29 protein-coding genes are annotated in these 25,683 nt (G+C 70.3%); 17 read left to right on the forward strand and 12 right to left on the reverse strand.

What is annotated here, in order from left to right:
• Positions 1-77: 77 nt before the first annotated feature.
• A complete protein-coding gene (locus tag MRBLWH11_RS09265) occupies positions 78-602 on the reverse strand; it encodes a WHG domain-containing protein (protein ID WP_341947667.1) in 525 nt (174 codons plus the stop codon).
• Positions 603-684: 82 nt separating this feature from the next.
• Between MRBLWH11_RS09265 and MRBLWH11_RS09270 the strand changes: the two genes are divergently transcribed.
• Positions 685-1,395 (forward strand): MBL fold metallo-hydrolase, encoded by a 711-nt coding sequence (locus tag MRBLWH11_RS09270; protein WP_116635572.1) that lies wholly within the window; start codon positions 685-687, stop codon positions 1,393-1,395.
• 95 nt (positions 1,396-1,490) lie between these two features.
• Here MRBLWH11_RS09270 and MRBLWH11_RS09275 read toward each other — a convergent pair whose 3' ends face one another.
• From MRBLWH11_RS09275 to MRBLWH11_RS09285, 3 genes are all read right to left on the reverse strand, one after another.
• Positions 1,491-2,024: an isochorismatase family protein gene (locus MRBLWH11_RS09275; RefSeq protein WP_341947819.1), complete on the reverse strand. Its 534-nt coding sequence runs from the start codon at positions 2,022-2,024 to the stop codon at positions 1,491-1,493.
• Between the two features lie 86 nt (positions 2,025-2,110).
• Positions 2,111-3,553 carry a cytosine permease gene (locus MRBLWH11_RS09280; RefSeq protein ID WP_341947670.1) on the reverse strand — a complete coding sequence of 481 codons (1,443 nt, stop codon included), beginning with the start codon at positions 3,551-3,553 and terminating at the stop codon, positions 2,111-2,113.
• Positions 3,554-3,599: 46 nt separating this feature from the next.
• A complete protein-coding gene (locus MRBLWH11_RS09285) occupies positions 3,600-4,904 on the reverse strand; it encodes a M18 family aminopeptidase (RefSeq protein ID WP_341947672.1) in 1,305 nt (434 codons plus the stop codon).
• A gap of 240 nt (positions 4,905-5,144) precedes the next feature.
• On the opposite strand from MRBLWH11_RS09285, the gene MRBLWH11_RS09290 reads away from it, so the two are divergent.
• Positions 5,145-6,008, forward strand: a complete 864-nt coding sequence (locus tag MRBLWH11_RS09290; RefSeq protein ID WP_116635575.1) for an EamA family transporter — start codon at positions 5,145-5,147, stop codon at positions 6,006-6,008.
• A gap of 44 nt (positions 6,009-6,052) precedes the next feature.
• On the opposite strand, the gene MRBLWH11_RS09295 is transcribed toward MRBLWH11_RS09290, so the two are convergent.
• Complete coding sequence (locus tag MRBLWH11_RS09295) at positions 6,053-6,709, reverse strand: response regulator transcription factor (RefSeq protein ID WP_243408912.1); 657 nt, start codon at positions 6,707-6,709, stop codon at positions 6,053-6,055.
• 225 nt (positions 6,710-6,934) lie between these two features.
• Here MRBLWH11_RS09295 and MRBLWH11_RS09300 point away from each other — a divergent pair, with 225 nt between their 5' ends.
• On the forward strand, positions 6,935-8,077 hold the full coding sequence (locus MRBLWH11_RS09300; protein WP_116635576.1) for a histidine kinase: 1,143 nt from the start codon (positions 6,935-6,937) through the stop codon (positions 8,075-8,077).
• Between the two features lie 283 nt (positions 8,078-8,360).
• Here MRBLWH11_RS09300 and MRBLWH11_RS09305 read toward each other — a convergent pair whose 3' ends face one another.
• The gene (locus MRBLWH11_RS09305) at positions 8,361-9,104 is read right to left on the reverse strand and encodes a GntR family transcriptional regulator (protein ID WP_341947673.1); all 744 of its coding nucleotides are present in this window, start codon (positions 9,102-9,104) and stop codon (positions 8,361-8,363) included.
• A gap of 168 nt (positions 9,105-9,272) precedes the next feature.
• On the opposite strand from MRBLWH11_RS09305, the gene MRBLWH11_RS09310 reads away from it, so the two are divergent.
• From MRBLWH11_RS09310 to MRBLWH11_RS09335, 6 genes are all read left to right on the forward strand, one after another.
• Complete coding sequence (locus tag MRBLWH11_RS09310; RefSeq protein ID WP_116635578.1) at positions 9,273-10,202, forward strand: phosphate/phosphite/phosphonate ABC transporter substrate-binding protein; 930 nt, start codon at positions 9,273-9,275, stop codon at positions 10,200-10,202.
• Positions 10,203-10,312: 110 nt separating this feature from the next.
• Positions 10,313-11,140 (forward strand): phosphonate ABC transporter ATP-binding protein, encoded by an 828-nt coding sequence (gene phnC / locus MRBLWH11_RS09315; protein WP_116635579.1) that lies wholly within the window; start codon positions 10,313-10,315, stop codon positions 11,138-11,140.
• Complete coding sequence (gene phnE, locus MRBLWH11_RS09320) at positions 11,137-12,972, forward strand: phosphonate ABC transporter, permease protein PhnE (protein ID WP_341947674.1); 1,836 nt, start codon at positions 11,137-11,139, stop codon at positions 12,970-12,972. The genes phnC and phnE overlap by 4 nt, the downstream gene beginning before the upstream one ends.
• On the forward strand, positions 12,969-14,108 hold the full coding sequence (locus MRBLWH11_RS09325; RefSeq protein ID WP_341947675.1) for a TIGR03364 family FAD-dependent oxidoreductase: 1,140 nt from the start codon (positions 12,969-12,971) through the stop codon (positions 14,106-14,108). The genes phnE and MRBLWH11_RS09325 overlap by 4 nt, the downstream gene beginning before the upstream one ends.
• Complete coding sequence (locus tag MRBLWH11_RS09330) at positions 14,105-14,818, forward strand: HAD family hydrolase (RefSeq protein WP_341947676.1); 714 nt, start codon at positions 14,105-14,107, stop codon at positions 14,816-14,818. The genes MRBLWH11_RS09325 and MRBLWH11_RS09330 overlap by 4 nt, the downstream gene beginning before the upstream one ends.
• A gap of 14 nt (positions 14,819-14,832) precedes the next feature.
• Entirely contained in the window at positions 14,833-15,924 is a 1,092-nt protein-coding gene (locus MRBLWH11_RS09335; protein ID WP_341947678.1) for an alcohol dehydrogenase catalytic domain-containing protein, read from the forward strand.
• Between the two features lie 58 nt (positions 15,925-15,982).
• On the opposite strand, the gene MRBLWH11_RS09340 is transcribed toward MRBLWH11_RS09335, so the two are convergent.
• On the reverse strand, positions 15,983-16,552 hold the full coding sequence (locus MRBLWH11_RS09340) for an FHA domain-containing protein (RefSeq protein ID WP_341947679.1): 570 nt from the start codon (positions 16,550-16,552) through the stop codon (positions 15,983-15,985).
• 76 nt (positions 16,553-16,628) lie between these two features.
• Positions 16,629-16,964, reverse strand: a complete 336-nt coding sequence (locus MRBLWH11_RS09345; protein WP_341947680.1) for a hypothetical protein — start codon at positions 16,962-16,964, stop codon at positions 16,629-16,631.
• Between the two features lie 75 nt (positions 16,965-17,039).
• On the opposite strand from MRBLWH11_RS09345, the gene MRBLWH11_RS09350 reads away from it, so the two are divergent.
• The 3 genes from MRBLWH11_RS09350 (at position 17,040) to MRBLWH11_RS09360 (ending at position 19,379) form a co-directional block, all read left to right on the forward strand.
• Positions 17,040-17,387 (forward strand): ATP-dependent DNA ligase, encoded by a 348-nt coding sequence (locus MRBLWH11_RS09350; RefSeq protein WP_116635585.1) that lies wholly within the window; start codon positions 17,040-17,042, stop codon positions 17,385-17,387.
• 130 nt (positions 17,388-17,517) lie between these two features.
• Positions 17,518-18,402 (forward strand): SDR family oxidoreductase, encoded by an 885-nt coding sequence (locus MRBLWH11_RS09355; protein WP_341947681.1) that lies wholly within the window; start codon positions 17,518-17,520, stop codon positions 18,400-18,402.
• Positions 18,403-18,461: 59 nt separating this feature from the next.
• Entirely contained in the window at positions 18,462-19,379 is a 918-nt protein-coding gene (locus MRBLWH11_RS09360; RefSeq protein WP_341947682.1) for a DMT family transporter, read from the forward strand.
• 2 nt (positions 19,380-19,381) lie between these two features.
• Here MRBLWH11_RS09360 and yidC read toward each other — a convergent pair whose 3' ends face one another.
• On the reverse strand, positions 19,382-20,140 hold the full coding sequence (gene yidC, locus MRBLWH11_RS09365; RefSeq protein WP_341947683.1) for a membrane protein insertase YidC: 759 nt from the start codon (positions 20,138-20,140) through the stop codon (positions 19,382-19,384).
• A gap of 63 nt (positions 20,141-20,203) precedes the next feature.
• Positions 20,204-20,476, reverse strand: coding sequence for a DUF6412 domain-containing protein (locus MRBLWH11_RS09370; RefSeq protein WP_116635589.1), 273 nt, complete (start codon positions 20,474-20,476; stop codon positions 20,204-20,206).
• 93 nt (positions 20,477-20,569) lie between these two features.
• Between MRBLWH11_RS09370 and MRBLWH11_RS09375 the strand changes: the two genes are divergently transcribed.
• Genes MRBLWH11_RS09375 through MRBLWH11_RS09385 form a run of 3 tightly spaced genes read left to right on the forward strand, consistent with a single transcriptional unit; the run spans position 20,570 to position 22,304 of the window.
• Positions 20,570-21,616, forward strand: a complete 1,047-nt coding sequence (locus MRBLWH11_RS09375; protein WP_341947684.1) for a DUF561 domain-containing protein — start codon at positions 20,570-20,572, stop codon at positions 21,614-21,616.
• Positions 21,617-21,654: 38 nt separating this feature from the next.
• Positions 21,655-21,912, forward strand: a complete 258-nt coding sequence (locus MRBLWH11_RS09380) for a type II toxin-antitoxin system prevent-host-death family antitoxin (RefSeq protein ID WP_116635591.1) — start codon at positions 21,655-21,657, stop codon at positions 21,910-21,912.
• A complete protein-coding gene (locus tag MRBLWH11_RS09385; RefSeq protein WP_341947685.1) occupies positions 21,909-22,304 on the forward strand; it encodes a PIN domain-containing protein in 396 nt (131 codons plus the stop codon). Before MRBLWH11_RS09380 ends, MRBLWH11_RS09385 begins: the two co-directional genes overlap by 4 nt.
• A 19-nt stretch (positions 22,305-22,323) precedes the next feature.
• Here MRBLWH11_RS09385 and purU read toward each other — a convergent pair whose 3' ends face one another.
• The gene (gene purU / locus MRBLWH11_RS09390) at positions 22,324-23,175 is read right to left on the reverse strand and encodes a formyltetrahydrofolate deformylase (RefSeq protein ID WP_341947686.1); all 852 of its coding nucleotides are present in this window, start codon (positions 23,173-23,175) and stop codon (positions 22,324-22,326) included.
• Positions 23,176-23,260: 85 nt separating this feature from the next.
• On the opposite strand from purU, the gene MRBLWH11_RS09395 reads away from it, so the two are divergent.
• Both MRBLWH11_RS09395 and MRBLWH11_RS09400 read left to right on the forward strand, forming a co-directional pair.
• On the forward strand, positions 23,261-24,475 hold the full coding sequence (locus tag MRBLWH11_RS09395) for a cation:proton antiporter (protein WP_341947687.1): 1,215 nt from the start codon (positions 23,261-23,263) through the stop codon (positions 24,473-24,475).
• Positions 24,475-24,939 carry a glutaminase gene (locus MRBLWH11_RS09400; protein ID WP_341947688.1) on the forward strand — a complete coding sequence of 155 codons (465 nt, stop codon included), beginning with the start codon at positions 24,475-24,477 and terminating at the stop codon, positions 24,937-24,939. Before MRBLWH11_RS09395 ends, MRBLWH11_RS09400 begins: the two co-directional genes overlap by 1 nt.
• On the opposite strand, the gene MRBLWH11_RS09405 is transcribed toward MRBLWH11_RS09400, so the two are convergent.
• Positions 24,936-25,652, reverse strand: coding sequence for a GMP synthase (locus tag MRBLWH11_RS09405; protein WP_341947689.1), 717 nt, complete (start codon positions 25,650-25,652; stop codon positions 24,936-24,938). The two genes, MRBLWH11_RS09400 and MRBLWH11_RS09405, sit on opposite strands and share 4 nt — an antisense overlap.
• Positions 25,653-25,683: the final 31 nt, after the last annotated feature.

Raw genomic sequence — 25,683 nt, forward strand, 5'->3', positions numbered from 1 at the left:
CGTCGCCGATTCGGCCCCACCTCTCGGCGTGAGGCTGACGGCAAGCGCGACCCGGGAACGCGAACGGATGCCGCTCGTCAGGCCGTGAGCCCGGCGATCAGACGGCGCAGCCCGTAGTCGAAGGCGCGGTCGACGTCGCCGCCGAGCCGGAAGGCGCCGGAGAGCTCCATCTGCAGGAAGCCCGTCGCCCAGGCTGTGAACAGGCGGGCGGCGTCGAGCGCGTCATCGTCACCGACCAGGGCGGATGCCGCGCGGATGAGCGGGGCGGCCGAGCGCTGCAGAGCGGCATGCGGCGCGGCAGCGCTGAACATGAGCCGGAACGCCTCGGGCTGCTGCCGGGCGAAGGACCGATAGGCTCCCGCGATGTCGGTGAGATCGGCATCCGCGGCTTCGAGGCGGGCGGTGAGCTCGTCGATGATCGATTCGGCGATGGCCGAGAGCAGGGCGTCGCGATCGCGCACACGCTTGTAGAGCGAAGGAGCGCGCACGCCGACGCGCGTGGCGACGGCCTGCATCGTCACGCCGGCGGGTCCCGAGGCGTCGAGGATCTCGCGGCCCGCGGCGATGATCTGCGCGAGCGAGGTCCGATCGGGTGTCGGCATGGGAACTCCTTGATAGCTATTGACAATAGCCATCATAGCTACGTATCGTAGCCATCGCAAACATCCCCGGAAGGAATCCGCCATGAAGCTCGCACCGCACCTGCATCGGCTCGGCAACGACATCGTCGCGTCGTACCTCATCGACGTCCCGGAGGGGATCACGCTGATCGACGCGGGACTCCCCGGGCACTGGAACGACCTGAAGGCCGAGCTGGCGGAGATCGGGCGTCCGATGTCCGACATCCGGGGCCTTGTGCTGACGCACGGCGACAGCGATCACATCGGGTTCGCCGAGCGCCTGCGGCGGGAGGCCGGGGTTCCCGTCTTCATCCATGCGGCGGATGCCCACCGCGTGCGCACCGGGGAGAAGCCGAAGACGGCGATGGGGCCGGCACGGCTCGGACCGACGCTGGGCTTCTTCGCCTACGGCATCCGCAAGAACGCCCTGCGCACGCACCACGTCAGCGAGGTCGTCGAGGTCGCGGACGGCGACGTGCTCGCTCTCCCCGGCGCTCCGGTGATCCTCGGGATGCCGGGCCACTCGCCGGGGAGCATCGCGGTGCACGTGCCCGTCGCCGACGCGGTCTTCGTCGGTGACGCGCTCACCACACGCCACGTGCTCACCGGTCGCACGGGCGCTCAGCCGGCGCCGTTCACCGACGAGCCCGACACGGCCATGAGCTCGCTCGACCGGTTGGCAGGGGTGTCGGCGTCGTGGGTGCTGCCGGGGCACGGCGCCCCGTGGCAGGGGTCGCCTGCCGGCATCGCCGCGGCGGTGCGGGCTGCGGCCTGACCGGGGTCCCGATTCGCGGAGTCCGTCCCGATCAGCGGACGGTTTCGGGGAATTCGCCCGCAGATCGGGACAGGGTATGCAGATCGGGACAGGGCTCAGCGCGCCGCGAGGACGGATGCCGTGTCGCTCACGGTGATCTGCGGCGGATACAGGCCCATGACCTGGATCGCCGCGGCGTGGTTCTCGGCGGTCGACCCTGCGCAGGCGTCTGCGGCGATGGTCACGTGTGCCCCGGCATCCGCCGCGGCCAGCGCCGTGGAGATCACGCAGCAGTCGGTCGACACCCCGGCCAGCACGACACGCGCCGCTCGCCCGACCAGGGCCTCGAGCTCCGGGCCCCACTTCCCGAAAGTGGGCAGATCCAGCGTCGGATGCGGCGACAGCCCGACCGCCTCGGGTACCAGGGCGAACAGCGGATCCGTCGGCGGCTGGTCGGCGAAGGGCCACGCGGCGAAGTAGGCGCCCCAGGAGGTCGAGCGGTCGGCCGTCGGCATCCACCGCGTCACGATCACGCGCTCGCCGAAGGCGTCGGCCAGGGCGCGGATGCGCGGCATCGCGTCGGCGAAGAACGGCGATCCCCAGGCCGAGTCGGGTGCGGCGAAGATCGTCTGCGGGTCGATCACGACCAGCCAGGCGTCGGGGCCTGGCGTCTCGTCTCGTCGCTGGGCTCCTCGCTCGACGACCTCTTCCTGGGTCCCTGAGCCGGTCGAAGGGCTCACGCCTCTTCCTGTCGCCGGATCTTCGCGGCGCGCGCGAAATACGTCACCACGAATGACAGCACCAGCGCGAAGAAGACGCCGAGGTTCGCGTAGGCCCAGTCGCCCTCGACGCCGCCGACGAGGAACAGCAGATAGCCCTGCCAGTTGTTCCAGGGGGCGGCATCCGCGAAGCCGTTGAGCACGAAGCCCCAGCCGATCACGGAGGCGACGATCATGGTGCCGATCGAGGTCCAATCCCAGGCGCCGTAGCGGCCGGCCGAGTCGAACAGGGCATCCTCGTCATAGTCCTTCCTACGGCGCAGGATGTCGGCGATCAGGATGCCGGCCCACGACGCGAGCGGCACACCGAGCGTGATGAGGAAGCTCTGGAACGGTCCGAGGAAGTCGGTCGCGAAGAAGACGACGAAGACCGTTCCGATCGTGAGGATCACGCCGTCGATCGCCGCCGCCGAGGGGCGGGGGATGCGGATGCCGAGGCTCAGCAGCGTGAGCCCGGAGGAGTAGATGCCCAGCACCGCTCCCGACACGAGCGCGAGCACGGCCGTGAGCAGGAACGGCACCAGCACCCAGACCGGGAGGATCGAGGCGAGCGCGCCGATCGGGTCGGCGGCGATCGCGTTCATGAGGTCGTCGTCCGAGCCGCCGAGGAGCAGGCCGAACACCACCAGGATCACCGGAGCCACCGAGCCGCCGATCGTGTTCCACGCGACGATCGCCCCGTCGGATGCCGTGCGCTTCTGGTAGCGCGACCAGTCCGCGGCGATGTTGATCCAGCCGAGGCCGAATCCGGTCATGACCATGACGAGGGCGCCGACGACCTGGCCGATGCCGCCGTCGGGACGCGCCATGACGGCGGCGAGATCGATGCTCGGCGCCGCGAGGATGATGTAGAGCACGGTGACGACGCCGGTGATCCAGGTGAGCACCGACTGCAGCTTCATGATCGTGTGGTACCCGAGGACGGATGCCGTCACGATGAGCGCCGCGACGATCACGGTCGCGATGATCTTCAGCGCGACGCTGTCGCCGTCGCCGCCGAGCTGCGTGATGATCGTCGCGGTGGCGAGCACGGCGAGGATCGCGAGGAACGTCTCCCAGCCGATCGACGTCAGCCACGAGATGATGCCGGGCACCTTCTGCCCCTGCACGCCGAACGCGGCCCGGGAGAGCACCATGGTCGGCGCCGAGCCGCGCTTGCCGGCGATCGCGATGAGCCCGCACAGCAGGAACGACACCACGATGCCGATGATCGACACCAGGGTCGCCTGCCAGAACGAGATGCCGAAGCCGAGCACGAACGACCCGTACGACATGCCGAAGACCGACACGTTCGCTGCGAACCAGGGCCAGAACAGGTCGCGGGGCTTCGCGTTCCGCTCGGATTCGGGGATGATCTCGATGCCCGCGCGCTCGATGAGAGCAGGCTTGATGTCCGTCATGGACACATCTTGGCACTGCGCGAGCGTGCCGGGGCGGCAATCGGGGTCAGGCGGTGAAGAACGACTCCGCGGTGCGCGAGAGGTCGTACAGGTCGGAGACGCCGGCGAGCTCGCGCGCGGAGTGCATCGACAGGATCGGGATGCCGACGTCGACGGTGCGGATGCCGAGCCGGGTGGCGGTGATCGGGCCGATCGTCGAGCCGCACGGCACTCCGTTGTTCGACACGAACTCCTGGGTCGTGACCCCGACCCGCTCGCACCATTCGCGCCACGCGGCCGTGCCGACGGCATCCGTCGCGTAACGCTGGTTCGCGTTCAGCTTGAGGATCGGGCCCGACCCGAGGACGGGCTGCACGACCGGGTCGTGCTTGGCGACGTAGTTCGGGTGCACCGAGTGGCCGACGTCGCTGGACAGGCACCAGGACGATGCGTATGCCCGACGGCGGTCGGTGGCGTCCGCGCCGAGTCCGGCGTAGAGGCGCTCGAGCACGTCTTCGAGGAAGGGGCCGGCCGCTCCTGAGCGGGATTCGGAACCGAGTTCCTCGTGATCGAAGGCGGCGAGCACCGCGATGGGGCGACCCGCACGGGGCCCTGAGCCTGTCGAACGGGCGGCGATCTCACCGAGCGCGACGACTCCGGCGTGCACGGACGCGAGGTCATCGAGGCGTCCGGAGGCGAAGAACGCGTCATCCTTGCCGAAGACGGCGCCGCGCGCGGTGTCTGCGATGACGACGTCGTAGCCGCGGACATCGGATGCCGTCACGCCGGCGGACGCACCGAGCTCCGCGAGGATGTCGGCCTGGGTCGGGTCGCCGAGACCCCAGACGGGCTGCGTCTCGGTCTGCTTGTCGAGGGAGAGCCCGTTGTTGACGCCGCGATCGAGATGGATGGCCAGCTGCGGCAGCCGCAGCAGAGGGCCGGTGTCGGCGAGCACGACTCGGCCGTCCGCGAGGGCGAGGCGCCCGGCGAGGCGCAGCTCGCGGTCGAGCCAGGAGTTGAGCAGCGGACCGCCGTACACCTCGACCGCCGCCTGCAGCCATCCGCGCGCACCGGTGGTCGGCTGCGGCTTGAGCTTGAAGCCGGGGGAGTCGGTGTGCGCGCCGAAGACGTGCACGGGCGTGGTCGCCGCGGCATCCGTCGGCACCACCCAGGCGATCGTGGCGCCGTCCCTGACGACGACGAAGCGCCCGCCGGGCTGCGCAGGCCACGCCTCTTCCTCCTGCAGTCGGGTGAACCCGGCGCCTTCGAGGCGGCGGGCGACCTCGGCAGCCGCGTGGTAGCTCGACGGAGAGGCGGCGACGAAGTCGGCGAGGTCCTCGGCGTGGGCGAGAGCGTCCGGGGTGACGGGCATGTCGTGACCTTCCTGCAGGGGTGTCCTTCGATCGTAGGCGGCGCAGCGCGCTCGTCCTGTTCATCTCCCGTTCCCGACGATGGGTTATGGTGTACCGCGATAGCGCCTAGGGTTCCGGGGTCCGTCCCGTCTGGTCCGAGCGGCGCCACGGCCCGCCTCCGCAGGCGAGCCGTCATCTGACAGGACAAAAGCCCGGAGGACCCTGTTCGTCGCGCCCGCGTCGGACGGAAGGGTCTCACCGTGTCCCCTCTCGCGTTCGTCCTGGTCTTCGGCGCCGCGATAGCCCACGCCGCCTGGAACGTCATCGCGCACGGCGTGAGCCGAGCGGGCTTCCCGTTCCTGTGGTGGGGCGCCGTGTCCAGCACCGTCGTGTGGATCGGGGCGGTGCCGTTCACCGGTGGTCTCGGCGCCGACGACCTCGGATCGTTCGTGCTCGGGGTGGGGGTCTCCGCGACCCTCCACGTGGGCTACATGGTGGTGCTGCAGCGCGGGTACCGGGAAGGGAACCTGTCGACCGTGTACGCGACCGCGCGGGGAACGGGACCGTTCCTGTCGGTGATCGTCGCCGTGCTGCTGCTCGGCGAGCGGCCGTCGGTCGTCGCACTGGTCGGCGTCGCGGCGATCATCGTCGGCGTCGTGGCGATCGGTCTCGTCGACCGCGGGACCGGAGCGCGGACCCGTCGGATCGATCCCGGCCTGCTGTTCGGGCTGCTCACCGGTGTCGCGATCGCGATCTACACGATCTGGGACGCGCACGCGGTGCGCACCTGGAACCTCTCCCCGGTCGCGTTCATGGTCGGGACGACTCTGCTGCAGGTGCCGTTCTACTCCGTGGCGGTGCGTCGGCGGTGGGATGCCGTGTGGGCCCTCGGTCGCCTGCACTGGCGGCGGATCCTCGTGTTCGGCATCCTGTCCCCGCTGTCGTACATCCTCGTGCTCACCGCCATCCAGATCGCCCCCGTGGCGCTGGTCGCGCCCCTGCGGGAAGTGAGCGTGGTGCTCGTCAGCCTCTTCGGGGTGTTCGTGCTGCGGGAATCGCGACCCTGGTGGCGCATCGGCGCGTCACTGGTCGTGGTCCTCGGCATCGTGCTGCTCGCCGTGTGAGCGGAGCGGGTCGACTCCGTCGCCCGGGCCCGCACGCGGCTTCGTCAGCGGAAGTTCACGAGCCCGGCGTGCGCGGCCGCGACGAGGATCTGCACGCGGTCCCGCAGGTGCCACTTCGACATCATGCGCCCGAGGTGCGCCTTCACGGTCCCCTCGGACACGATGAGGGCCCGCGCGATCTCGGCGTTGGACATGCCCTTCGCCAGGCACTGGAGCACCTCCGCCTCGCGGTCGGTGAGCGGCTCGAGGTCTGTCGCGTCTCCGGTGAGCGGTTCGGAATCGCGTACGTGCTTGATGAGCATCGATGCGATCCGCGGTGACAGCGAGCTCTGGCCGCTGTGCACCTCGCGCACGCCGATCACGATCTCCTCGGCGCTGGAGTCCTTGAGCAGGTACCCCGATGCTCCGGCGCTCAGCATCGGCAGGACCGTGTCGCGTCCGTCGAGCGTCGTCACGGCGAGGACCCGCACGTGCGGCCACCGCTCGACGATGACGCCCGTCGCCTCGATGCCGTTCATCTCGGGCATCTGCACGTCCATCATGACCACGTCCGGCTGCTCGCGCTCCACCGTGGCGATGGCCTCGACGCCATCCTCGGCCTGACCGATGACCTTGATCTCAGGGTCGCGAGAGACGAAGTGCGAGAGCGCCGAGCGGACCAATGGGTCGTCGTCGACGATCAGGACTCGGATGTCAGGCATGAGGGAAGCCTAACGGCGGCGGCTTCGGGCCGCTCGCATGTAGACCTTTGGCCAAAAAGGTCTAGCTGCAAGTCAGATGTGCTCACTGTGCATCGCCGAGAAGATGGGTAAAGACATCGACGAACGACTAGGAAATGAGGTGAGTGTTATGACTTTTTGGCAGCAGGTTGGCAAGTTCTTTGGTCTTCACAGCTAGAGTACCTGGCGAATAGGAGATAGTGAAACATGGCCTTCGACCACTCAGACCGGGCATCCGCGGACACGTTCCGCTTGGCCCGGGGTGAGAAGCTCAGCACCATCGAGCGGATCGTCGTCCTGGTGATCGTCTCCATCACCGTCGCCACAGATCTCATAGGTTTCTTCACGACACCAGGGGTAAACCCGATCGCATTGCTCGTGAGCATCGCCTCGACGGCCGCGTTCACGCTCTACCTCTGGAAACCTCTCATCGCGACATGCGCCCTCGGTGCCGTGTTCGCGTTGTCCTTCATCCCCGGGTCTGAACTCCAGGTTCTGACCGCCGCCGCTGTCGCCGCTGGGCTGGTCATGCGGTTGGGGTGGACTTCCCTGATCCTCTCCTACACCGGCGCGTTCCTCGTGGCGGCGGCGCTCGTCGCGAACGGCGACGCCGAAGCGAACGTGAACGTCGGGCTGTACCTCGTCTTCGCCACCGTGGCAGGCGCCGTGGGCTTCGCCCTGCGGCTGGCCTTCGCACGAGGTCGCCGACTGGAACTGCAGCTGATCGAACAGGCAGAGCAGGAGAAAGAAGCAGTGCTCGCCGAGCGACGGTGGATCGCCGGCGAGCTGCACGACAGCATCGCCCATCACCTCACGGTGGTGGCGCTGCATGTGCAGATGCTCGAGGACCCCTCCACCAGCAACGACTCACGAGAGGCGATCCGCGTCGCCGCGAGAAAGGCGATGGCGGATCTCCGATTCGTGATCGAGCTCGCGGACGACGGACCGCGGTCCGCCGAGATGCAGACGGGTGACCTCGCCGACGCGATCGACGAGGCGCGGCAGGAGTTCGAATCCGCCGGCCACCCGGTGCGTCTCGAAGGCGACCTCCGGGATGAGCGCATCCCGCGTGCTGCGGAGATCGTGCTCGCGAGGATCGTGCGCGAGTCCGCCACCAACATCCTGAAGTACGCCGGCCCCGGAGAGGTGCTGGTCCGTCTCGAACTCGATGATGACGCGGCCGCGCTCACGTTGCGCAGCCCGCTCCCGACGACGCCCCGACGCGAGCTGTCCTCCAGCCGCACGGGTCTCGGACGGATGGCGGAGCGGGTGATCGGCGCGAGTGGCGAGTTCAGCGCGGGCGAGGTCGACGGTCACTGGCTGGTGTCCGCCCGCCTTCCCATCGCCTGACGCGCGGCGGGGTATAGTAGGCCGATGAATCGCGTGGCATCTCCGCGATAATGGACGAAAGTCCACTGAAGGTCTCGACCTTTGGCCCTACGAATCGGGCTCTCCAGGCAAATATCCTGAAACCTCCCCAGAATAAAGCGTCCCCAGCGCTGCGATCGCGAGCGCGGTCTTTCTGGCTTCTGAAACACTTGCGCGCTCGCGATCGCCTTCTGTCCTTCCGGACACCGCTACTTCGCTGCGCCCGCTGTCGCCAGACCGACATCCGGGCGCCTGCGCTCCTTCGCTAGCCGCCCACCGCTCTCATGTAGTGGCCGTCGTTCGAGATCCCGGATGCCGCGACGGTGAAGCGCACGACCTCGCTGAGGTAGCGGTCCTCCGATGCCTCGAAGATCCGGCCCTCCGCGTCTCGCGACGTGCGGCTGAGCCGCAGGATCGGCGTCCCGCGAGCCACCCGCAGCAGCGCGGCATCCTGATCGTCCGCCGCCACGGCGTCGATCACATGCTGCAGGCTCACGATCGGATGCCCGACCGACGCGAGGTGCTCGGTGATCGAGACCTCGTCCAGGTCGACCTCGAAGAGCCGCCGGCCCGCGACCTCGGTGTACGCGAGACGCTCCAGCATCGTCGGGCGCCCGTCGAGAAGTCGGAGGCGGACGACGCTGACGATCGTGTCGTCGGGCTCCACGCCGAGCGCGGCGGCCATGTCGCCGGCGCGCCGCAGGCTCAGCTCCTGCGTCTGAGCGCCGGGGGAGACGCCCAGCTCGCGCGCCCATCGCGTGAACGGCACCGAGACGTCGACGGCCTGGTTCGCCTTCCGTGCGACCACGCGTGCCGGCCGCCCGCGGCTCGTCTCGATCAGCCCCTCGCTCCGCAGCGCTGCCAGCGCGTTCCGGATCGGGCCGCGCGACGTGCGCCACTTCTCGGCGAGCTCCGCCTCGGTCGGAACGTCATCGCCCGGACGCAAGGCGCCCGCGACGATCTGGTCGCGGAGGTCGTCCGCGATCTGGGTGTACACAGCTTCGGCCACATAGGTACATTACTTCACCACCTCAGCGGGCCGCGCCTCGTTCCGTCAGTGTTCATTCAGGAGAATCCCGGGTAAACGACCGCTGAACTCTTCCAAGTTAGGTACATATCTCGATGGAGCGCGTGCGAGAGTCTTCGTGGATCACCCCTCCCACCCTGAAAGGTCCTCATGAAGCTTCGCGCTCTCCCCGCCCTCGCCGGCGCGGCGATCCTCGCCCTCGGCCTCGCCGCCTGTTCCGGCTCGGCCGAGGCCACCGGCACCCCCGGAGCGGACGAGTCGTCGTCCACGAGCAGCTTCGCGGTCGACGAGAACACCCTCGTCTTCGGCGTCGTGCCCGACTCGGTCGACACCGAGACGAACTACCAGCCGCTCATGGACTACATCGCCGAGATCTCGGGTAAGACGGTCGAGTACCACGAGTCCACCGACTACGCCGCGCTGATCGAGGCCGCGGTCGCCGGCAAGGTCGACGTCGCATCGTTCTCCGGCTTCACCTACGTCACCGCCACCAACAACGGCGCCAAGCTCACCCCGATCTCCTCCATCGTCACCGAGGAGGGCCAGGAGCCCGGGTACTACTCGCAGGCGATCGTGCCCAAGGACAGCGACATCTCCAGCATCGCCGATTTCAAGGGCAAGAAGGTCTGCTTCGTCGACCCGTCCTCGACCTCGGGCTACCTCTTCCCCTCGTACAACCTGCTCAAGGCGGGCATCGACCCCAAGACCGACATCACCCCCGTTTTCGCCGGCAAGCACGACGTCAGCGTGCAGAAGACCGGTGAGGGCGTCGAGTGCGAGGCCGGATTCGCCGAGGACTCCGAGGTCGAGAAGTCGGATGCCGTCAAGGTCATCGACGAGACCATGGTGCCGGGCGCCCCGCTGGTCTACTCCTCGACCCTCCCCGAGGACGTCTCGAAGAAGCTGATCGACGGCCTGGCCGACATCACGATCGACGACATCATCGCAGCCGGCATCGACAGCGCCGACTCCGACTCGTTCCGCAGCGTGTTCTACGCCACGAAGCCGGTCGACGACGCGTACTACGACCTCATCCGCGACATCTGCAAGGAGACCGAAGCGGAGCAGTGCCAGGGCTGACGCCCCGCAGCCCGCTCGACCGTGCGCTTCGGCAGGCTCAGCGACCCAGTGGGTCCCTGAGCCTGTCGAAGGGCCATCCATCTCTCGCTCGATCTCACCAGGAGAAACCCATGAACGCGGCATCCGATGCCCTCATCCGTCTCGAGGGCGTGACGAAGACCTTCGGGTCCACCACGGCGCTGAAGGATGCCTCGTTGCAGGTCTCCCGGGGCGAGATCGTCGTCCTGCTCGGCCTCAGCGGCTCCGGCAAGTCGACGCTTCTCCGCCACCTCGACGGACTCGAGCTCCCGACCGCCGGGTCGGTGGAGGTGCTGGGCCGGCAGGTGCCGACGCTGAAGGGTCGGGCGCTGCGCAACCTGCGCAGTCGCGTGGGCTTCATCTTCCAGCAGTTCGAGCTCGTGCCCTCGCTCACGGTGCTCGAGAACGTGCTCACCGGGTCGCTCTCGGGGGTCCGCGGTCCGCGCCTCGGCCTCTGGGGCTACTCGAAGGCCGCGAAGCTCACCGCACTCGAGCACCTCGATCGGGTGGGCCTGCTCGACCGCGCCTACCAGCGCAGCGACACGCTCTCCGGCGGACAGCAGCAGCGGGTCGCCATCGCGCGCGCTCTGATGCAGAAGCCCGACATCCTGCTCGCCGACGAGCCCGTCGCCTCGCTCGACCCGGAGTCGAGCGACCAGGTGATGGCACTCATCCGCGAGATCGCGGCCGACGAAGGCCTCACCGTGGTCTGCAGCCTGCACCAGGTCGACCTCGCGATCTCCTGGGCCGACCGCATCGTCGGGCTCCGCCACGGCGAGATCGTGCTGGACATGCCGACCACCGACCTCACCAAGGCCGAGGTCATGGAGATCTACGGCCGGGTCGCGACGACGACCGCCGAGATCGCCGCCGTCACGATGGAACTGGCGGATGCCGCGTCGCAGGTGGCGGCGTCATGACGGTCGTGCGCCCTTCGACAGGCTCAGGGACCCAGGGTGCAGGCTCAGGGACCCAGGGTGCAGGCTCAGGGACCCAGGGTGCAGGCTCAGGGACCCAGGGCGCAGGCTCAGGGACCCAGGGGGGAGGCTCGGGGACCCCGGGTGATGTCGCCGAGCGCGCGCCGCGCCGCGCCGTCTCCCCGGAGCGGATCGCCGCATCGCTGACGCTGCTCGCCCTCCTCGTGATCGGCATCCTCGCCGTGAACGAGGTCGGGATCTCGCTCCCCGCGATGGCACAGAGCTGGGGCAACGCCGAGAACTTCCTGGCGCGCGTCGGCGGGCTGTCGTTCCCGGAACCCGGCGATCTCGCCTGGCTCATCGCCCTCACCGTCGGGCTCGTGCTCGTCGGCACCCTGCTCGCCGCGGTGCTCTCGGTGCCGATCGCCTACCTCGCGGCGTCCAACACGACGCCCGGCAACGGCTGGCGCGCGGCGGCGCGCTTCATCGGCGTGCTCACCCGCGCGCTTCCGGACGTCGTGCTCGCGATGGCCTTCGTGCTCATGTTCTCGCTCGGCACGCTCCCCGGCATCCTGGCCATCGGCATCCACTCGATCGGCATGATCTCGAAGATGTTCGCCGATGCGATCGAGCAGATCGACGAGGGGCCCCGCCTCGCGATCCGCGCCGCCGGCGGCTCGAAGCTGCAGGAGTTCACCTCGGGCATCCTCCCGCAGGTGCTCCCCAGCTGGGTCGCGACGGTGCTGCACCGCAACGACATCAACCTCCGCGGCAGCGTGGTCCTCGGCTATGTGGGCGTCGCGGGTCTCGGACTGGAGATGTCCTACGCGTTCAAGGCGCTCAACTACGGCAAGGGTCTCGGCATCGCCCTGGTCATCTTCATCCTCTGCATCGTCATGGAGATCGTCTCGAGCATGGTGCGCGGTGCGATGCTCGGACAGCAGCAGCAGACGCGCTCGTGGATCGACCGCCTGCTGCACCCGCGCCTCGGTTCGCGGGGGTCTGCAGCCGCATCGACCGAGCGTCCCGCCTGGGCGGCGAGCCCCGCGACAGCCGTGCGCCGCCCGTGGACGGCGCAGCGTGTGCGCCACGCGATCGCCGGCGTCGTGGCGGTGCTCATCGTGGTCGGCAGCGTCGTCGTGAGCCAGATCAACTGGCTCGACTTCTTCACCTTCTGGGGCAAGCTCCCCGAGGTCGCCGTGAAGTTCTGGCCGCCCTCCTTCGGCAGCTACGACGCGAGCGTCATGTTCGAGGCCATGCGCGACACGGTCGCGATCGCACTCGCCGCGACCGTGCTGACCCTGCTTCCCTCGCTCATCCTCGGCTCGCTCGCGGCGAGCAACGTCGCGCCGAGCCCCGGGGCGCGCGGCGCCGCGCGCTTCCTGCTCGTCGGCATCCGGGGCATCCCGGAGCTCATCCTCGCGATCGTGCTCGTGGTGGTCACCGGGCTCGGCCCGCAGGCCGGCGTCATCGCGCTCGCCATCGGCGGCGTCGGCCTGCTCGGCAAGCTCATCGCCGACTCCTTCGAGGAGGTCGACCGCGGACCGGAGCGCGCGCTGCGCGCCGTCGGCGCCACCCGCCTGCAGACCTACACGTCGGCCACGGTGCCGCAGGGGATGCAGGCCCTGATCGGTCACAGCTTCTACATGCTCGACACCAACATCCGCGCGGCGACGATCCTCGGCATCGTCGGCGGCGGCGGCGTGGGCTACTACCTGCTCAACGCCAGCCAGGGCTCTCGGTACGAGACCGTGACCGCGATCGTCCTGATGATCCTCGCCACCGTGCTCGTCGTCGAGGGTCTCGCCATGTGGATGCGGAAGGTGTTCCGATGACCACGTCACCTGATTCCGCCGACCTCGTCGTCGTCGGCTCCGGCATCGTCGGACTCGGCGCCGCGTATGGGGCGGTCCGCCGCGGCCTTCGCGTCATCGTGGTCGACCGTGCGGATGCCGTGACAGGAGCCACGATCCGCAACTTCGGGCACCTCTGCATCGGGGCGCAGAGCGGAGAGGCCCGGCGCTACGCCGACGCCTCTCGCGAGCTCTGGCTGCGCCTCTCCCAGGACGCCGGGTTCTGGCTGCGGGAGTCGGGCACGCTGGTCGCCGCCCGCCATGACGACGAGCTCGCCGTTCTCGAGGCGGCCGCCGGCGACGGCGGCATCCGGATGCTGGAGGCCGACGAACTGCTCCGCCTCGCGCCGCTGCGACGCGAGGGCCTCCTCGGCGGCGCCCGCATCGAGACCGATCTGCAGACCGACCCGCGCACCGCGGCCGCTGCGATCGTGCGTCACCTCGCGGCGCTGGGCGTGGAGTTCCGGTTCCGCACGGCCGTCACCGCGCTGGGAGCCGGTCGCGTCGAGACGACGCGCGGAACCATCACCTGCGCGAACGTCGTCGTCGCCGTCAACCACGACATCGATCAGCTGCTGCCGGAGGTCGCCGAACGCCACGGCATCGTCCGCTGCGCGCTGGACATGATGCGTGCGGCCGTGACGCTCCGGCATCCGCTCTCCGCCCCGCTGCTCACCGGCTGGTCGCTGGTGCGGTACGGGCGATTCGCCGGCGGTCCGGAGTCCGCCGCACTGCGCGATCGACTGCACGCCGAACGGCCGGATCTCGCCGCCCTCGACCTCAACCAGATGTACACGCAGCTGCCGGACGGCTCGCTCATCATCGGCGACTCCCACGCGACCGCGATCGCGCCCGCCCCCTTCCAGCCCGAGGCCGCGTTCACGGCGTTCCTCGCCGAGGCGGAGGCCCTGTTCGACATGCCGACGCCGCGCGTGCTCGAGCGGTGGCAGGGCGTGTACGCCAAGGGCGCGCGGGAGTTCCTCATCGAACGGGGCGACGAGGGAGCGCTGGTGCTCGCCGCGACCACCGGCATCGGAATGACCACGGGTCTGGGGCTCGCCGAAGAGAATCTCACCGCCGCCTTCGGGTGGGCACCCGCAATGGAAGGAACATCATGACCACGACAACTCCCCTCGAACTCGTCGTCCTCGACATGGCAGGAACCACGGTGCTCGACGACGGCGTCGTGGAGCAGGCGTTCCAGCGCGCCGCCGAGCGCACGGGCGTCGCCGAGCGGATGCCGTGGGCCGAGGCGCTCGACCACGTCCGCGTCACCATGGGCCAGTCCAAGATCGACGTCTTCACCCACCTCGCCGGCGGCGACGTCGCGGCAGCCGAGCGTGCCACCGCCGCCTTCGAGGGCGCGTACGCCGAGATCGTCGCCGAGCAGGGCGTCACGGAGATCCCGGGTGCGGCCGACGCGATCCAGGGGCTCAAGGACGCCGGGCTCACGGTCGTGCTGACCACCGGCTTCGCGCCGGTCACCCGCGACGCGCTGATCGACGGGCTCGGCTGGCACGGACTCGTCGACCTGGTGCTCTCGCCGGTCGACGCCGGCCGCGGCCGCCCTGCCCCCGACCTGGTGCTCACCGCCCTGCTCCGCACGCAGACGTCCTCCGTCGCGGCGGTCGGCGTCGCGGGCGACACCGTCAGCGACGTCGAGTCCGGACGCCGTGCGGGCGCGGGCTTCGTCGCCGGCGTCCTCAGCGGCGCCCACGACCGGGTCGCTCTCGAGGGCGCGGGAGCGGATGCCGTGCTCGACGACGTCACCGCCCTCCGCGACGTGCTCGCCGACCGCGGACTGCTGCGCGCGGTCCCCGCCACCTGAGACGCGGGCGCGACATGGGCACCCTGCTGATCCGTCCGCCCGGCCACCGGCGCGACGTGGCCCTCCGCCCCGCAGCGACCGCGATGGTGTGGGTCGGCGAGGGGCATCCGCACGAGACGATCGCGGTGCCGGGTGTCGCCCTCGCCGACGGCGACGTGCTGGTCGCCGTCGAGATGTCCACGATCTGCGGCTCCGACGTGCACACCGTGCAGGGACGCCGGTCGGCGCCGACGCCCCTGGTGCTCGGTCACGAGAGCGTGGGCCGCGTGATCGCGACCGGCGACTCCGGGGCGAACGCGGTCGACGGCACTCCGCTCCGCATCGGCGACCGCGTGGTCTGGTCGGTCACGGTCTCGTGCGCGAGCTGCGACCGGTGCCTGCAGGGCCTTCCGCAGAAATGCCGGACCCTGGGCAAGTACGGCCACGACCGCGTCGGCGCGCACGGCGACCTCACCGGCGCGTTCGGGACCCACGTGCAACTCCGAGAGGGCACCGCCATCGTCCGCGTGCCGGAGGCGCTGCCGGCATCCGTCCTCGCTCCGGCATCCTGCGCGACCGCGACGGCGTGGGCGGCGGTGGCGCGCGCCGGTCGGGACCACGACCTCGACGGAGCGACGGTGCGCATCCACGGCGCGGGTCTCGTCGGGCTGTCCGCCGCGGCCATCGCGGCGGAGCAGGGAGCGACGGTCGAGGTGCTCGATCCGAACCCTGCGCGGCGGGCGCTGGCCACGCGCTTCGGCGCTGCGGATGCCCTCTCGCGCGAACCCGACGTCGTCATCGAGGCGTCGGGGCACGCGGTGGTGGCCGCGCTCGACGGGGTCGCGGTCGGCGGGACGGTCGTGCTCGTCGGCAGCGTCTTCCCGGCCGACCCCGTGCCGTTCGACGCGGAGAGCATCGTGCGCCGCCTGGTCACCGTCGCCGGCATCCACAACTACACCGGCGCGGAGCTGGCGGAGGCGGTGGCGTTCCTCGCCGGCCGCGGTCGCGCCTATCCGTTCGCCGACGCGGTCGGCGCCGTCCGATCCCTGCTCGACATCGACGAGGCCCTCGTCGAGGCCGCAGGTCCGGAGGCACCGCTGCGCATCGGCCTCGTGCCCGGGCGCTGAGGCCGACGGGGGGTCAGTCGGGGTCAGTCGGGGTCAGGCGGCCCCGTCGCCGGACCGGTCAGACGCCCCGGTCGGGCGCGGACTGCGGCTCGTTCGTCTGGGGAGCATCGGTGGACGCGGGGTCTTCCGGCTGCGGCTCGTCGGCGGCCTCCGGCGCCTCGCCGGCGGCGTAATCCGGACGCGGAGGCTGCAGGGGCTGGTCGGAGTACTCGCCACCCTTGCGGCCGCCGAAGGGGCGACCGTGATCGGCGAACTCCTCGCGCGCGAAGACGAGCGTCCACGGCCCCGCGGTGAACCGCGCGCCGGTGCGCAGCGTCTCGGTGGCATCGCCCTCGTGCGTGGCATCCGCTGCGGGGTTGGCGTTCATCTCGCCCTCGCCGTGGAGGGTCAGCACGTACTCGTCGCGCTCGTCGTGCGTGATCGTGGCGTGCACGGGATCCGTGTCGGGCAGTCGAAGCTCGTTGCCGTCGGCCGAGCCGATGCGCACGACGTCGGCCTCGAGTGCGAACTCCGACCGCTCATCGTCGCGCGTGATGCGCAGCAGCGGGTTGCCGGCACCCCATTCGGCATGCGTGGTCGTCGGCGTGTAGCCGTCATCGGGGCGGTCGTCGATGTGTCGTGCGTTCATGGCGGTGGCCTCCTCGGATCGGTCCCTTCACGCTAGGCGGCGGGCGCCGTTCTGCGTGAGGGGGTTGACTTCGCCCTCACGGGGCGTCCGTCTCGTCGCTCTCGTCCTTCGGGATCATGTCGGCGGTCAGCAGGGTGATGCCGCCGCTGGAGTTCGCCGATGTCGCCATCGCGGTGATCCACTCGGGCTGCAGCTCCGGGGCCACGGGGTCGTCGAAAGTGAACCGCAGCGGGATCGACGGGTGGAGCCAGATCGTCGAGCGGCCGTCGGGATCGCCCTCGGGATGGCGCCACGACAGGGTGAAGCTCTCGTTCCGACGCAGCTTTGTCGCGATCACGACCTTGAGGTGCGCCAGCACGAGATCGTCGATCTGGATCGGATTCCTCGCGTCACCGTAGTACAGGATGCCCATAGGCTTTACGCTACGCAGACGAGGACGAATCGGACAAGACTCGTCGGGCCGCCGCACCGGGAGAACGAGGAGCACATGGGCAAGTTCATCTACGAGGGCGGCGTGAAGACCGAGATCGAGGATCGCGCCCTCACACACCTGCAGCTCGTCATCACCGCCAAGCTCCGTCGCGGCGAGCCGTTCCCCTTCAGCTGGCGCGAGGATGCGAGCGTCGGCGGCGGACGGACCACCGTGTGGATCCAGCCCAACAGCTCCCTCGTCTTCAAGTACTTCGGCAGCCGTCAGCCCTCGATCAACCGCGCCTGGATCGAGGCTCTCGCCTTCACGGCCAACGCGCCGAGCGGCTTGTACCTGGTGCCCGAACCCTCCGATGCGGGCGAGGCGGCGGGCGCAGGAGACGCCCCGGCCGGCGCACCGGTGTAGCAGCCGGCACCTTCGGCCCGGCGGACGCCGCTGTCAACCCCCTGCCCGCGGCGGAAGCCGTCGGGGAGGCTCGTCGCTGACGCCCGGGCGACACCTGCTCGAGCGCACGCCGAGCAGAGGAGGAGCCAGCATGGCCGACAGCACATCCGACCCCCGGCACGCCCACCGCGAAGAGGGCTTCCCCGCGCAGCAGCAGGACCAGCCGGGGCTCACGGACCGCACGACCCCGACGCCGGACCACGGCGAGGAGACCTATGTCGGGCACGGCCGCCTCGACGGCCGGCGGGCTCTGATCACCGGCGGCGACTCCGGCATCGGCCGCGCCGTCGCGATCGCCTTCGCCCGTGAGGGCGCCGATGTCGCGATCGCCCACATGCCCGAGGAGCAGGCGGATGCCGACGCGACGCTCGCCCTCGTCCGGGAGGCCGGAGGCAAGGGCCTGAGCCTCGCCGGCGACCTGCGCGACGAGGCCTTCGCCACCGACATCGTCGCCCGCACGAGGAGCGAGTTCGGCGGGCTGGACGTGCTGGTGCTGAACGCCGCCTACCAGCACGACATCGACGGGTTCGAGAACCTTCCGACCGAGCGGATGCGCCGCGTCTTCGACACGAACCTCGCCGGCCTCGTGTTCACGGCGCGGGCCGCCTACCCTGACCTCGAGCCCGGCGCGAGCATCATCGTGACCTCGTCGATCCAGTCGTCGCAGCCGTCGCCGGGGCTCATCGACTACGCCATGACCAAGGCCGCCCAGGTGGCCTTCGTCAAGGCGCTCGCCGAAGAGGCAGGACCGCGCGGCATCCGGGTCAACGCCGTCGCGCCCGGCCCGATCTGGACGCCGCTGATCCCCGCCACCGGATGGGATGCCGAGCGCCTCGCGACGTTCGGGGCCGACACCCCGCTCGGGCGCGCCGGTCAGCCGGCGGAGCTCGCCGGCACCTACGTGCACCTGGCCTCGGCGGAGTCGTCGTACGTCACGGGAGCCGTGATCGCGGTCACCGGCGGAAAGGCGCTCTGACACCGCGGGAACCGCCGGCGCGGCGTGGTCGCCCCGGCGATCGCGCCTAGGCTGGGGGAGTGCAGAAGCCCGCGGCATCCGGTCCCCTCGTCGGGGTCGCGCTGGTCGTCGGCTCCTGCCTCTCCCTGCCTTTCGGCGCGGCGGTCGCCGCGCAGCTGTTCCCGGTCCTCGGCCCGTGGGGAGTGACCTCTCTGCGGGTCGCGATCGCCGCCCTGCTGCTGGTCGTGATCGTGCGACCGCGCCCCCGACGGTGGACGGGCAGGCAGTGGCTGGCCGCGACTCTCTTCGGAGTGTCGCTGGCCGCGATGAACGGCTTCTTCTACGCCGCGATCGACCGCATCCCGCTCGGGCCGGCGGTCGCCATCGAGTTCCTCGGGCCGCTCGTGCTCGCCGCGGTGCTGACCCGGCGACTCGCGGACGCCGCATGGGTCGGGGTCGCCCTCCTCGGCATGGCGCTGCTCGGGATCGACGGTCTGATCGGCGCCGAGCCGCTCGACCCTCTCGGCGTCGTGTTCATCCTCATCGCGGCGGGCTTCTGGATCATGTACATCCGGATGAGCGCCAGGGTCGGCGCGCTCATCCCGGGCAGCAGCGGCCTGGCCATGGGTCTCGTCGTGGCGGCGGTGCTGCTTCTGCCGGTGGGCGTTCCGACCGTGTCGATCGTCGCCGGCGACATGCAGCTGCTGCTGCTGGCCGCGATCACCGCCGTGCTGTCGTCCGTCATCCCGTACAGCTTCGAGCTCGCGGCGCTCCGGAGGCTGCCGCAGCGCGTGTTCGGTGTGCTGCTGAGTCTCGAGCCCGCCTTCGCCACGCTCGCCGGCTGGCTCATCCTCGGACAGGACGCGACCCCGCTGCGGATGCTGGCCGTCGTGCTCGTGATCGCGGCGAGCGTCGGCACCACGCTCGGCGTGCGCCGCGAACGCCGGACGGACAGCGGGTCCGGCCCGTTCACGGCGCCGATCCCGCTGCCCGACTGACGTCAGCCCCGCACCGGGACGGCGAGCGGGAATCGCCGCCGCAGGATGACGCGCTGCACGAGCGTCCAGACGACGGTCACGGTCAGGTAGAGCGCCGCGGCGAGCGGCACGAACACCGCGAACACCGCGGTCAGGTAGTGCATCGCGCAGACCACGCGCAGCATGGTCGGCGAGTTCAGCGGGGAGTCGTCGCCCTCGACCGGAGCCGGCTGGAAGACGCGACGCGTCACCTCCGCGACGGCGATCATCACGAGGAGCAGGGCGCCGAAGACGAGCCAGGTCGACGGCGTGGCCGTCCCGCCGAAGAGCGCCGACACGAGGCTCGTGCCGAGCGGCGCACCGAGCAGATCATGGGCGAGCAGGTCGTTCGCGTGCCCCGCGATGTCGGTGCGGATGAACAGCGTGTAGAGGATGCCGACCACGGGCGCCTGCGCGAGCACCGGCAGCATCCCCGCGAAGGGGGACGTGTTCTCCTCGCGGTACAGCGCGAGCGTCTCCTTCTGCAGGCGCTCCGGATTCTTCTTGTGGCGGCGCTGCAGCTCGCGCAGCTTCGGGGCGAGGCGGGACCTGGTCTGCTCGGCCTTGGCCTGCGAGATGCCGACGGGGACGAGCAGGGCGCGCACGAGCAGCGTGACGAGCACGACGGCGAGGGCGGCGGCGGATGCCCCGGCGAGGGGCTCGAGGAGCGTGGAGAGGCCGACCAGGGCGCCGTAGGCGGCGTTCAGGAGGGCGGCGAGGGGCGGAAAGGCAAAGGGGTCCATGGAGGTGTCCGTTCGAGACGTCGGGAAGGGTCGGCGAAGGCCGCGCTATCCCGAGTGAACGGACTACGCGGCGGTCGCGACTCCCGGCGCCCGCGGACGGGGGTGGCCCGCGGCATCCGGATCGCTCTGCGAGAGAAGCGTGCCGACGTCGATGGCGCGCAGCGGATGCGGCTCGTCGGCGCCGAGCATCGGACGCACGCTCAGCACGACGGCGAGCGTGAGGGCGGTCACGGCGAGCAGGGCCACCGCGAGGCCGAGGGCCGCGGCATCCGGCATCGAGACGAGCCCGAGCGCGGTCGCGAGGATGCTCAGCATCTGCCCGAACCACTCGCTCATGCGCGCACTCCTCTCCTGCAGCGAGGCTAGCATCGGCCGGCGGGCCATGTCGGCCTCGATCCGCCCTGTTCGCGGCGGGAGTAACGTCGAAGCATGAGTGACCTTCGCGCGCTGCTCGGCATCGAGCATCCGATCTTCCTCGGTCCGTACGGCGGACTCTCCTCTGTCGGGCTGACCGCCGCCGTGAGCGACGCGGGCGGCTTCGGCCAGTTCGGGCTGTACGGCTACGACGGCGACCGCATCCGGGCGACCGGTGCCGAGCTGCACGCCGCGACCGACCGGCCGTTCGGGGTCAACATCTGGCTCCCGACGGGCGACGAGGTCGCACCCAATGCCCAGCACACGGTGTTCGCCCAGGCGTTGGAGCCCTTCTACGAGGCGGTCGGCGTCGAGGTGCCGGGGCGGCCGGAGCAGTACCTGCCGTCGCTCGACGAGCAGCTCGAGGCGATCTGGGACATCTCGCCCGCGGTGCTGAGCGTCGTCTTCGGGGTGCCGTCGGCCGAGCTGATCGACGAGGCCCGCCGCCGCGGCATCCGCGTGGTGGGAACGGCGACGACGGTCGCCGAGGCCACAGCTCTCGCCGAGGCGGGCGTGGACGCGATCGTGGCGACGGGGATGGAGGCTGCGGGGCACCGGGTCTCGTTCCTGCGCCCGGCCGAGGACTCGCTGGTCGGGACCTTCGCGCTGATCCCGCAGGTCGTCGACGCGGTGGATGTGCCGGTGATCGCGGCGGGCGGCATCGCGGACCGGCGAGGTGTCGCTGCGGCCTTCGCTCTCGGCGCGTCAGGCGTGCAGGTCGGGACGGCGTTCCTCGCCACGGAGGAGTCCGCGACGACGGATGCGCACCGTGCCGCGATCCGCGCCACCGCCGCCGACGAGACCGTGCTCACCCGGGCGATGAGCGGCCGGCTCGCGCGCGGAGCGCGCAACCGCGTGGTGCGCGCGATCGAGGCAAGCGGGACCATCGCGCCCTTCCCGATGCAGAACTGGCTGACGGGGCGCTTCCGCACCGCGGCCAATCAGCAGGGCCTCGGCGAGCTGCAGGGTCTGTGGATGGGGCAGGTCGCCCCGCTGATCCGCCACGACACCGCGGCCGAGGTCTTCGCGGAGCTCGTGGCGGGGGTTCCCGTCGATCAGTGACCCTGGAGCCTAGCCAGGAAGATGGCTAGGCTAGCCATATGTCCATCTACAACGTGCTCGAAGCGCGTAACAACCTCTCGCGGTTGATCGCCGACTCCCAGGCAGGCGAAGAGGTGGTGATCACCAAGCGCGGAACGCCGGTGGCGAAGATCGTCCCCATCGGCCCGGTCGATGTCGTGCACAGCGGGCGGTTCCTCGTCGAATGGATCGAGCAGCACCCGCTGCCGGACCGGCTCACTCGTTCCGCTGCAGATCTTGACGCCCAGATCGCCGAGAGCCGGGACGCCTGGGAATGATCTATCTCGATTCGTGCATCCTGATCTACGCGCTCGAAGACAGCGGCCCCAGGGGCGATGCCGTGAGACGTGCGCTCAAGGAGATCGATGTCGCGGTGGTCTCGAGTCCCCTCGCGCTTCACGAGTGCCTCGTTCGTCCGATCAAAGACCGCAACGCCGAGCTGCGGGACCGTTATCTGGGTGCGTTCGAGCGAATGGAGTCAATCGATCTCGATGCGGCAGTCTTCATCCGCTCCGCCGAGTTGCGCGCGGACTTCGGCCTGAAGACCCCGGATGCTCTGCACCTCGCTGCCGCTCAGCTGGCCGGTTGCACAGAGCTGTGGACGAACGACAAGCGCTTGGTTGCGGCATCACATGGGCTCGCCGTCGACATCATCGGTGCGAGAGCCTGACGCGCTCCCTGCGCCTGCGCTAGAGGATGACGGTGGACTTGCCGTGCACGATCACGCGATCCTCGGCGTGCCACTGCACGGCGCGGGCGAGCACCTGGCGCTCGACGTCGGCGCCGCGGCTCTGCAGCTGCGCTGCGGACTCCGAGTGCGTCACGCGCGTGACGTCCTGCTCGATGATGGGTCCCTCGTCGAGGTCGGCCGTCGCGTAGTGCGCTGTCGCGCCGATCAGCTTCACCCCGCGATCCTTCGCTCGCGCGTACGGGTTCGCGCCGATGAACGCGGGCAGGAAGGAGTGGTGGATGTTGATGACCGGGGCGCCGAGCCGCTCGATGAAGTCGTCGGTGAGGATCTGCATGTAGCGGGCGAGCACGACCAGGTCGACGTTGCCCTGCAGCAGCTCGAGCTGGCGCTGCTCCATGAGCTGCTTGTCGCCCGAGGGGATGTGCACGAACGGGACGCCGAACGAGCGCACCGCCTCGGCGAGGTCGGGGTGGTTCGAGACGACCATCGTGATGTCGATGTCGAGCTGGCCGCGCTGCGTGCGCCAGAGCAGCTCCATCAGGCAGTGGTCGTACTTCGAGACGAAGATCGCGACGCGCTTGCGGCGGGCGACGTCGTGCAGCGACCACTCCATGCCGAAGCGCTCGGCGACAGCGGCGATGTCGGCCTCGAGCGCCGGGCGCGCGGCGGCGAGGCCGTCGAGGTGGATCACCGTGCGCTGGAAGAAGCGCCCGCCCTCGGAGTCCGTCGAGTGCTGGTCGAGCGAGATGATGTTCGCGCCGTGCCGCGCGAGCACTCCGGCCACCGCTGCGACGATGCCGGGCTGGTCATCGCAGGCGATCAGGAGGCGGGCGGTATCGGGCTGAGACATGGAGACTCCTCGAGGGTGTGCATCGATTCTGCCGTGGATGCAGGCCGCCGGGCGAATCGCCGCCCGGCGTCGCTACTCTGAGACCGTGGACGCGAGCGACCTGGCACTGGTGCTGATCCCCCTGCTGGCCGTCGCGGCGCCTCTCCTCGCCCGCGGTGTCCGGCCGGTCGTGCGCGTGCCCATCATCGTGTTCGAGCTCGTGCTCGGCATCCTGGTGGGGCCTGCGGTGCTGGGCTGGGTCGAGCCGGGCCCGCTCCTCGACAAGCTCAGCGACTTCGGGCTCGCCGCGCTCTTCTTCGTCGCCGGCTCCGAGATCGACTTCCGCGCGGTCTCGGGAAAGCCGCTCGCGCGCGCCTCGCTCGGCTGGATCCTGAGCGTCGCAGCCGGCATCGCCCTCGGATTCCTGCTCGCGCCGGGGGAGGGCATGGTCGTGATCGGCATCGCGCTGAGCTCGACCGCGCTCGGCACCCTGATGCCGATCCTGCGCGATGCGCGCGAGATGGACACCCCGTTCGGCAAGGCCATCAGCGTGATCGGCGCCGTGGGCGAGTTCCTCCCGCTGATCGCGATCTCGATCTTCCTCAGCACGCGGGCCACGCCGATCGCCGCTGCCGTGCTCCTCGGCTTCGTGATCCTGGCCGGGCTCGCCGTGCTCCTGGCCCGTCGCATTCCTCCCGGGCGCCTCCACGGGCTCGTGCGCGCGACCCTGCACACTTCGGAGCAGTTCGCCGTGCGGTTCGTGCTGCTCCTCATCGCGGCGCTCGTCGGACTCAGCGTCATGCTCGATCTCGACATGCTGCTCGGGGCATTCGTGGCCGGCGCGATCTGGCGGATCCTCATGGCGCGCGCGCCGAAGAAGGACGCCGAGGTGGTGGAGAGCAAGATCGAGGCGATCGCGTTCGGATTCCTCGTGCCGATCTTCTTCCTCTCCACCGGAGTCGCCCTCGACCTGCAGGCCCTCGTCACGTCGCCGGCGGCCCTCTGGCTCGTGCCGGTGTTCTTGATCGCCATGCTCGTGATCCGCGGTGCGGCCGCGCAGGTCTCCGCGCCGGCGGGGGCGAGCATCCGCGATCGGGCGGCGCTCGGCTTCCTCGCCGCGACGGGCCTCCCGATCATCGTGGCGGTCGCGGCGATCGGCGTCGACCAGCACATGATCGACTCCGGGATGGGCGCCGCCCTGGTCGGAGCGGGGATGCTGTCGGTGCTGATCTATCCGCTGGTGGGTATCACCCTCCGCGGCGAGCGGTCGCGCATCACGGGCCCGAAGCCGGCAGACGAACGTATCCAGGGGGAGCTGTGATGACCGCGAGCGCTCTGCTCACCCAGGCTGTCCGGGATCTCGCCGGCGCCCCGAAGGAAGGACTCGGCGAGGAGCGCGAATCCCGATGGCGCGGCCGGCGCATCGTGCGCGTCGGCGAGGCGTGGCACCTGGGCGCGCTGCTGCTGACCGAGACGCATGCCCTGGCGACCGCCGAGGTGCTGCGGGCGGCGGATCCCGGACGCCGCGGCTACAGCGCCGAGTCGGCGCGGGCGCGGGCGGAGCGGCGGGCGGAGGCGCTGCGCGGCGGATTCCACGAGGGCGACGTGGTGCACGTGGGATGGAGCGTGATCGACGTGGATGCCGTGGACGCCGGCGGGGCGTCCGGTCCGCTCGCGCTGATCGACGGCGTTCCCTCGGTGCGCTGGAGCGCCGCCGGCGGGTTCATGCCGTTGGAGGCATACCTGCGCGAACGGGTGGAGCTGCTGCGCGGAAGCGCCGACTAGGCGAAGGTCTCGGCGAACCGGCGGAGGAGCGCTGCGCCCTCGGTGACGGATGCCGCGAGCACCTGACCCTGCACGCGATCGAACTCGTCGGGGTCGAAGTAGCCGGTCGTGCGATAGAACGTCATACGGTCGGCGAAGTCACGCGGTGTGGGCTCCGGGTGGAACTGCGCGGCGTACAGGTGGGTCCCGACGCGGTATGCCTGCACGGGGCAGACCTCGTTGGTCGCGAGCAGCACGGCTCCGGGCGGAGTGCTCGCCGCGCTCTCCTTGTGAGCGGTGAACACGGTCAGGGCTCGCCCGCTGGGGCCGAAGACCGGATCCTCCGCGCCCTCCGGAGTCGTCTCGATCACGGTGGCGCTCGCCGACTCCGGCATGGCGGTGACGACGTCGCCGCCGAGCATCCGTGTGACGACGCCGATGCTGAAGCAGGTGAAGAACACCGCGACCTCGCCGGCGATGGCGGAGCGGGCGAGCGCCTCGAGATTCGCCTCGACCCGTTGCTGCACCACGGACTTCGCCTCGTCCGTCACGTTGAACGGGGACCCGCCGACGACCACGCCGCGATAGCCCCGCAGGCGCGCCGGGTCGAGCGGCTCCCGGAGCAGATCGAGGCGGTCGACCACGTCGACGCCGAGCGCCCGCCGGAACGAGGCATGCTCGGCATCCGCCGCCCCGGTCTCGGGTCGCACGCACACGTAGAGAAGCGAGGCCATCAGGAGATTCTAACGATCGTGCGGGGACGCG

The sequence above is a fragment of the Microbacterium sp. LWH11-1.2 genome (assembly GCF_038397745.1).
Taxonomy (GTDB): domain Bacteria; phylum Actinomycetota; class Actinomycetes; order Actinomycetales; family Microbacteriaceae; genus Microbacterium.

Excerpts from the sequence above, each read along its gene's own strand:
- MRBLWH11_RS09265 (WP_341947667.1), bottom strand. The coding sequence starts at position 602 with ATGCCGACACCCGATCGGACCTCGCTCGCGCAGATCATCGCCGCGGGC.
- MRBLWH11_RS09270 (WP_116635572.1), top strand. The coding sequence starts at position 685 with ATGAAGCTCGCACCGCACCTGCATCGGCTCGGCAACGACATCGTCGCG.
- MRBLWH11_RS09280 (WP_341947670.1), bottom strand. The coding sequence starts at position 3,553 with ATGACGGACATCAAGCCTGCTCTCATCGAGCGCGCGGGCATCGAGATC.
- MRBLWH11_RS09285 (WP_341947672.1), bottom strand. The coding sequence starts at position 4,904 with ATGCCCGTCACCCCGGACGCTCTCGCCCACGCCGAGGACCTCGCCGAC.
- MRBLWH11_RS09295 (WP_243408912.1), bottom strand. The coding sequence starts at position 6,709 with ATGCCTGACATCCGAGTCCTGATCGTCGACGACGACCCATTGGTCCGC.
- MRBLWH11_RS09300 (WP_116635576.1), top strand. The coding sequence starts at position 6,935 with ATGGCCTTCGACCACTCAGACCGGGCATCCGCGGACACGTTCCGCTTG.
- MRBLWH11_RS09310 (WP_116635578.1), top strand. The coding sequence starts at position 9,273 with ATGAAGCTTCGCGCTCTCCCCGCCCTCGCCGGCGCGGCGATCCTCGCC.
- phnC (WP_116635579.1), top strand. The coding sequence starts at position 10,313 with ATGAACGCGGCATCCGATGCCCTCATCCGTCTCGAGGGCGTGACGAAG.
- phnE (WP_341947674.1), top strand. The coding sequence starts at position 11,137 with ATGACGGTCGTGCGCCCTTCGACAGGCTCAGGGACCCAGGGTGCAGGC.
- MRBLWH11_RS09325 (WP_341947675.1), top strand. The coding sequence starts at position 12,969 with ATGACCACGTCACCTGATTCCGCCGACCTCGTCGTCGTCGGCTCCGGC.
- MRBLWH11_RS09330 (WP_341947676.1), top strand. The coding sequence starts at position 14,105 with ATGACCACGACAACTCCCCTCGAACTCGTCGTCCTCGACATGGCAGGA.
- MRBLWH11_RS09335 (WP_341947678.1), top strand. The coding sequence starts at position 14,833 with ATGGGCACCCTGCTGATCCGTCCGCCCGGCCACCGGCGCGACGTGGCC.
- MRBLWH11_RS09340 (WP_341947679.1), bottom strand. The coding sequence starts at position 16,552 with ATGAACGCACGACACATCGACGACCGCCCCGATGACGGCTACACGCCG.
- MRBLWH11_RS09345 (WP_341947680.1), bottom strand. The coding sequence starts at position 16,964 with ATGGGCATCCTGTACTACGGTGACGCGAGGAATCCGATCCAGATCGAC.
- MRBLWH11_RS09350 (WP_116635585.1), top strand. The coding sequence starts at position 17,040 with ATGGGCAAGTTCATCTACGAGGGCGGCGTGAAGACCGAGATCGAGGAT.
- MRBLWH11_RS09355 (WP_341947681.1), top strand. The coding sequence starts at position 17,518 with ATGGCCGACAGCACATCCGACCCCCGGCACGCCCACCGCGAAGAGGGC.
- yidC (WP_341947683.1), bottom strand. The coding sequence starts at position 20,140 with ATGGACCCCTTTGCCTTTCCGCCCCTCGCCGCCCTCCTGAACGCCGCC.
- MRBLWH11_RS09370 (WP_116635589.1), bottom strand. The coding sequence starts at position 20,476 with ATGAGCGAGTGGTTCGGGCAGATGCTGAGCATCCTCGCGACCGCGCTC.
- MRBLWH11_RS09375 (WP_341947684.1), top strand. The coding sequence starts at position 20,570 with ATGAGTGACCTTCGCGCGCTGCTCGGCATCGAGCATCCGATCTTCCTC.
- MRBLWH11_RS09380 (WP_116635591.1), top strand. The coding sequence starts at position 21,655 with ATGTCCATCTACAACGTGCTCGAAGCGCGTAACAACCTCTCGCGGTTG.
- MRBLWH11_RS09385 (WP_341947685.1), top strand. The coding sequence starts at position 21,909 with ATGATCTATCTCGATTCGTGCATCCTGATCTACGCGCTCGAAGACAGC.
- purU (WP_341947686.1), bottom strand. The coding sequence starts at position 23,175 with ATGTCTCAGCCCGATACCGCCCGCCTCCTGATCGCCTGCGATGACCAG.
- MRBLWH11_RS09400 (WP_341947688.1), top strand. The coding sequence starts at position 24,475 with ATGACCGCGAGCGCTCTGCTCACCCAGGCTGTCCGGGATCTCGCCGGC.
- MRBLWH11_RS09405 (WP_341947689.1), bottom strand. The coding sequence starts at position 25,652 with ATGGCCTCGCTTCTCTACGTGTGCGTGCGACCCGAGACCGGGGCGGCG.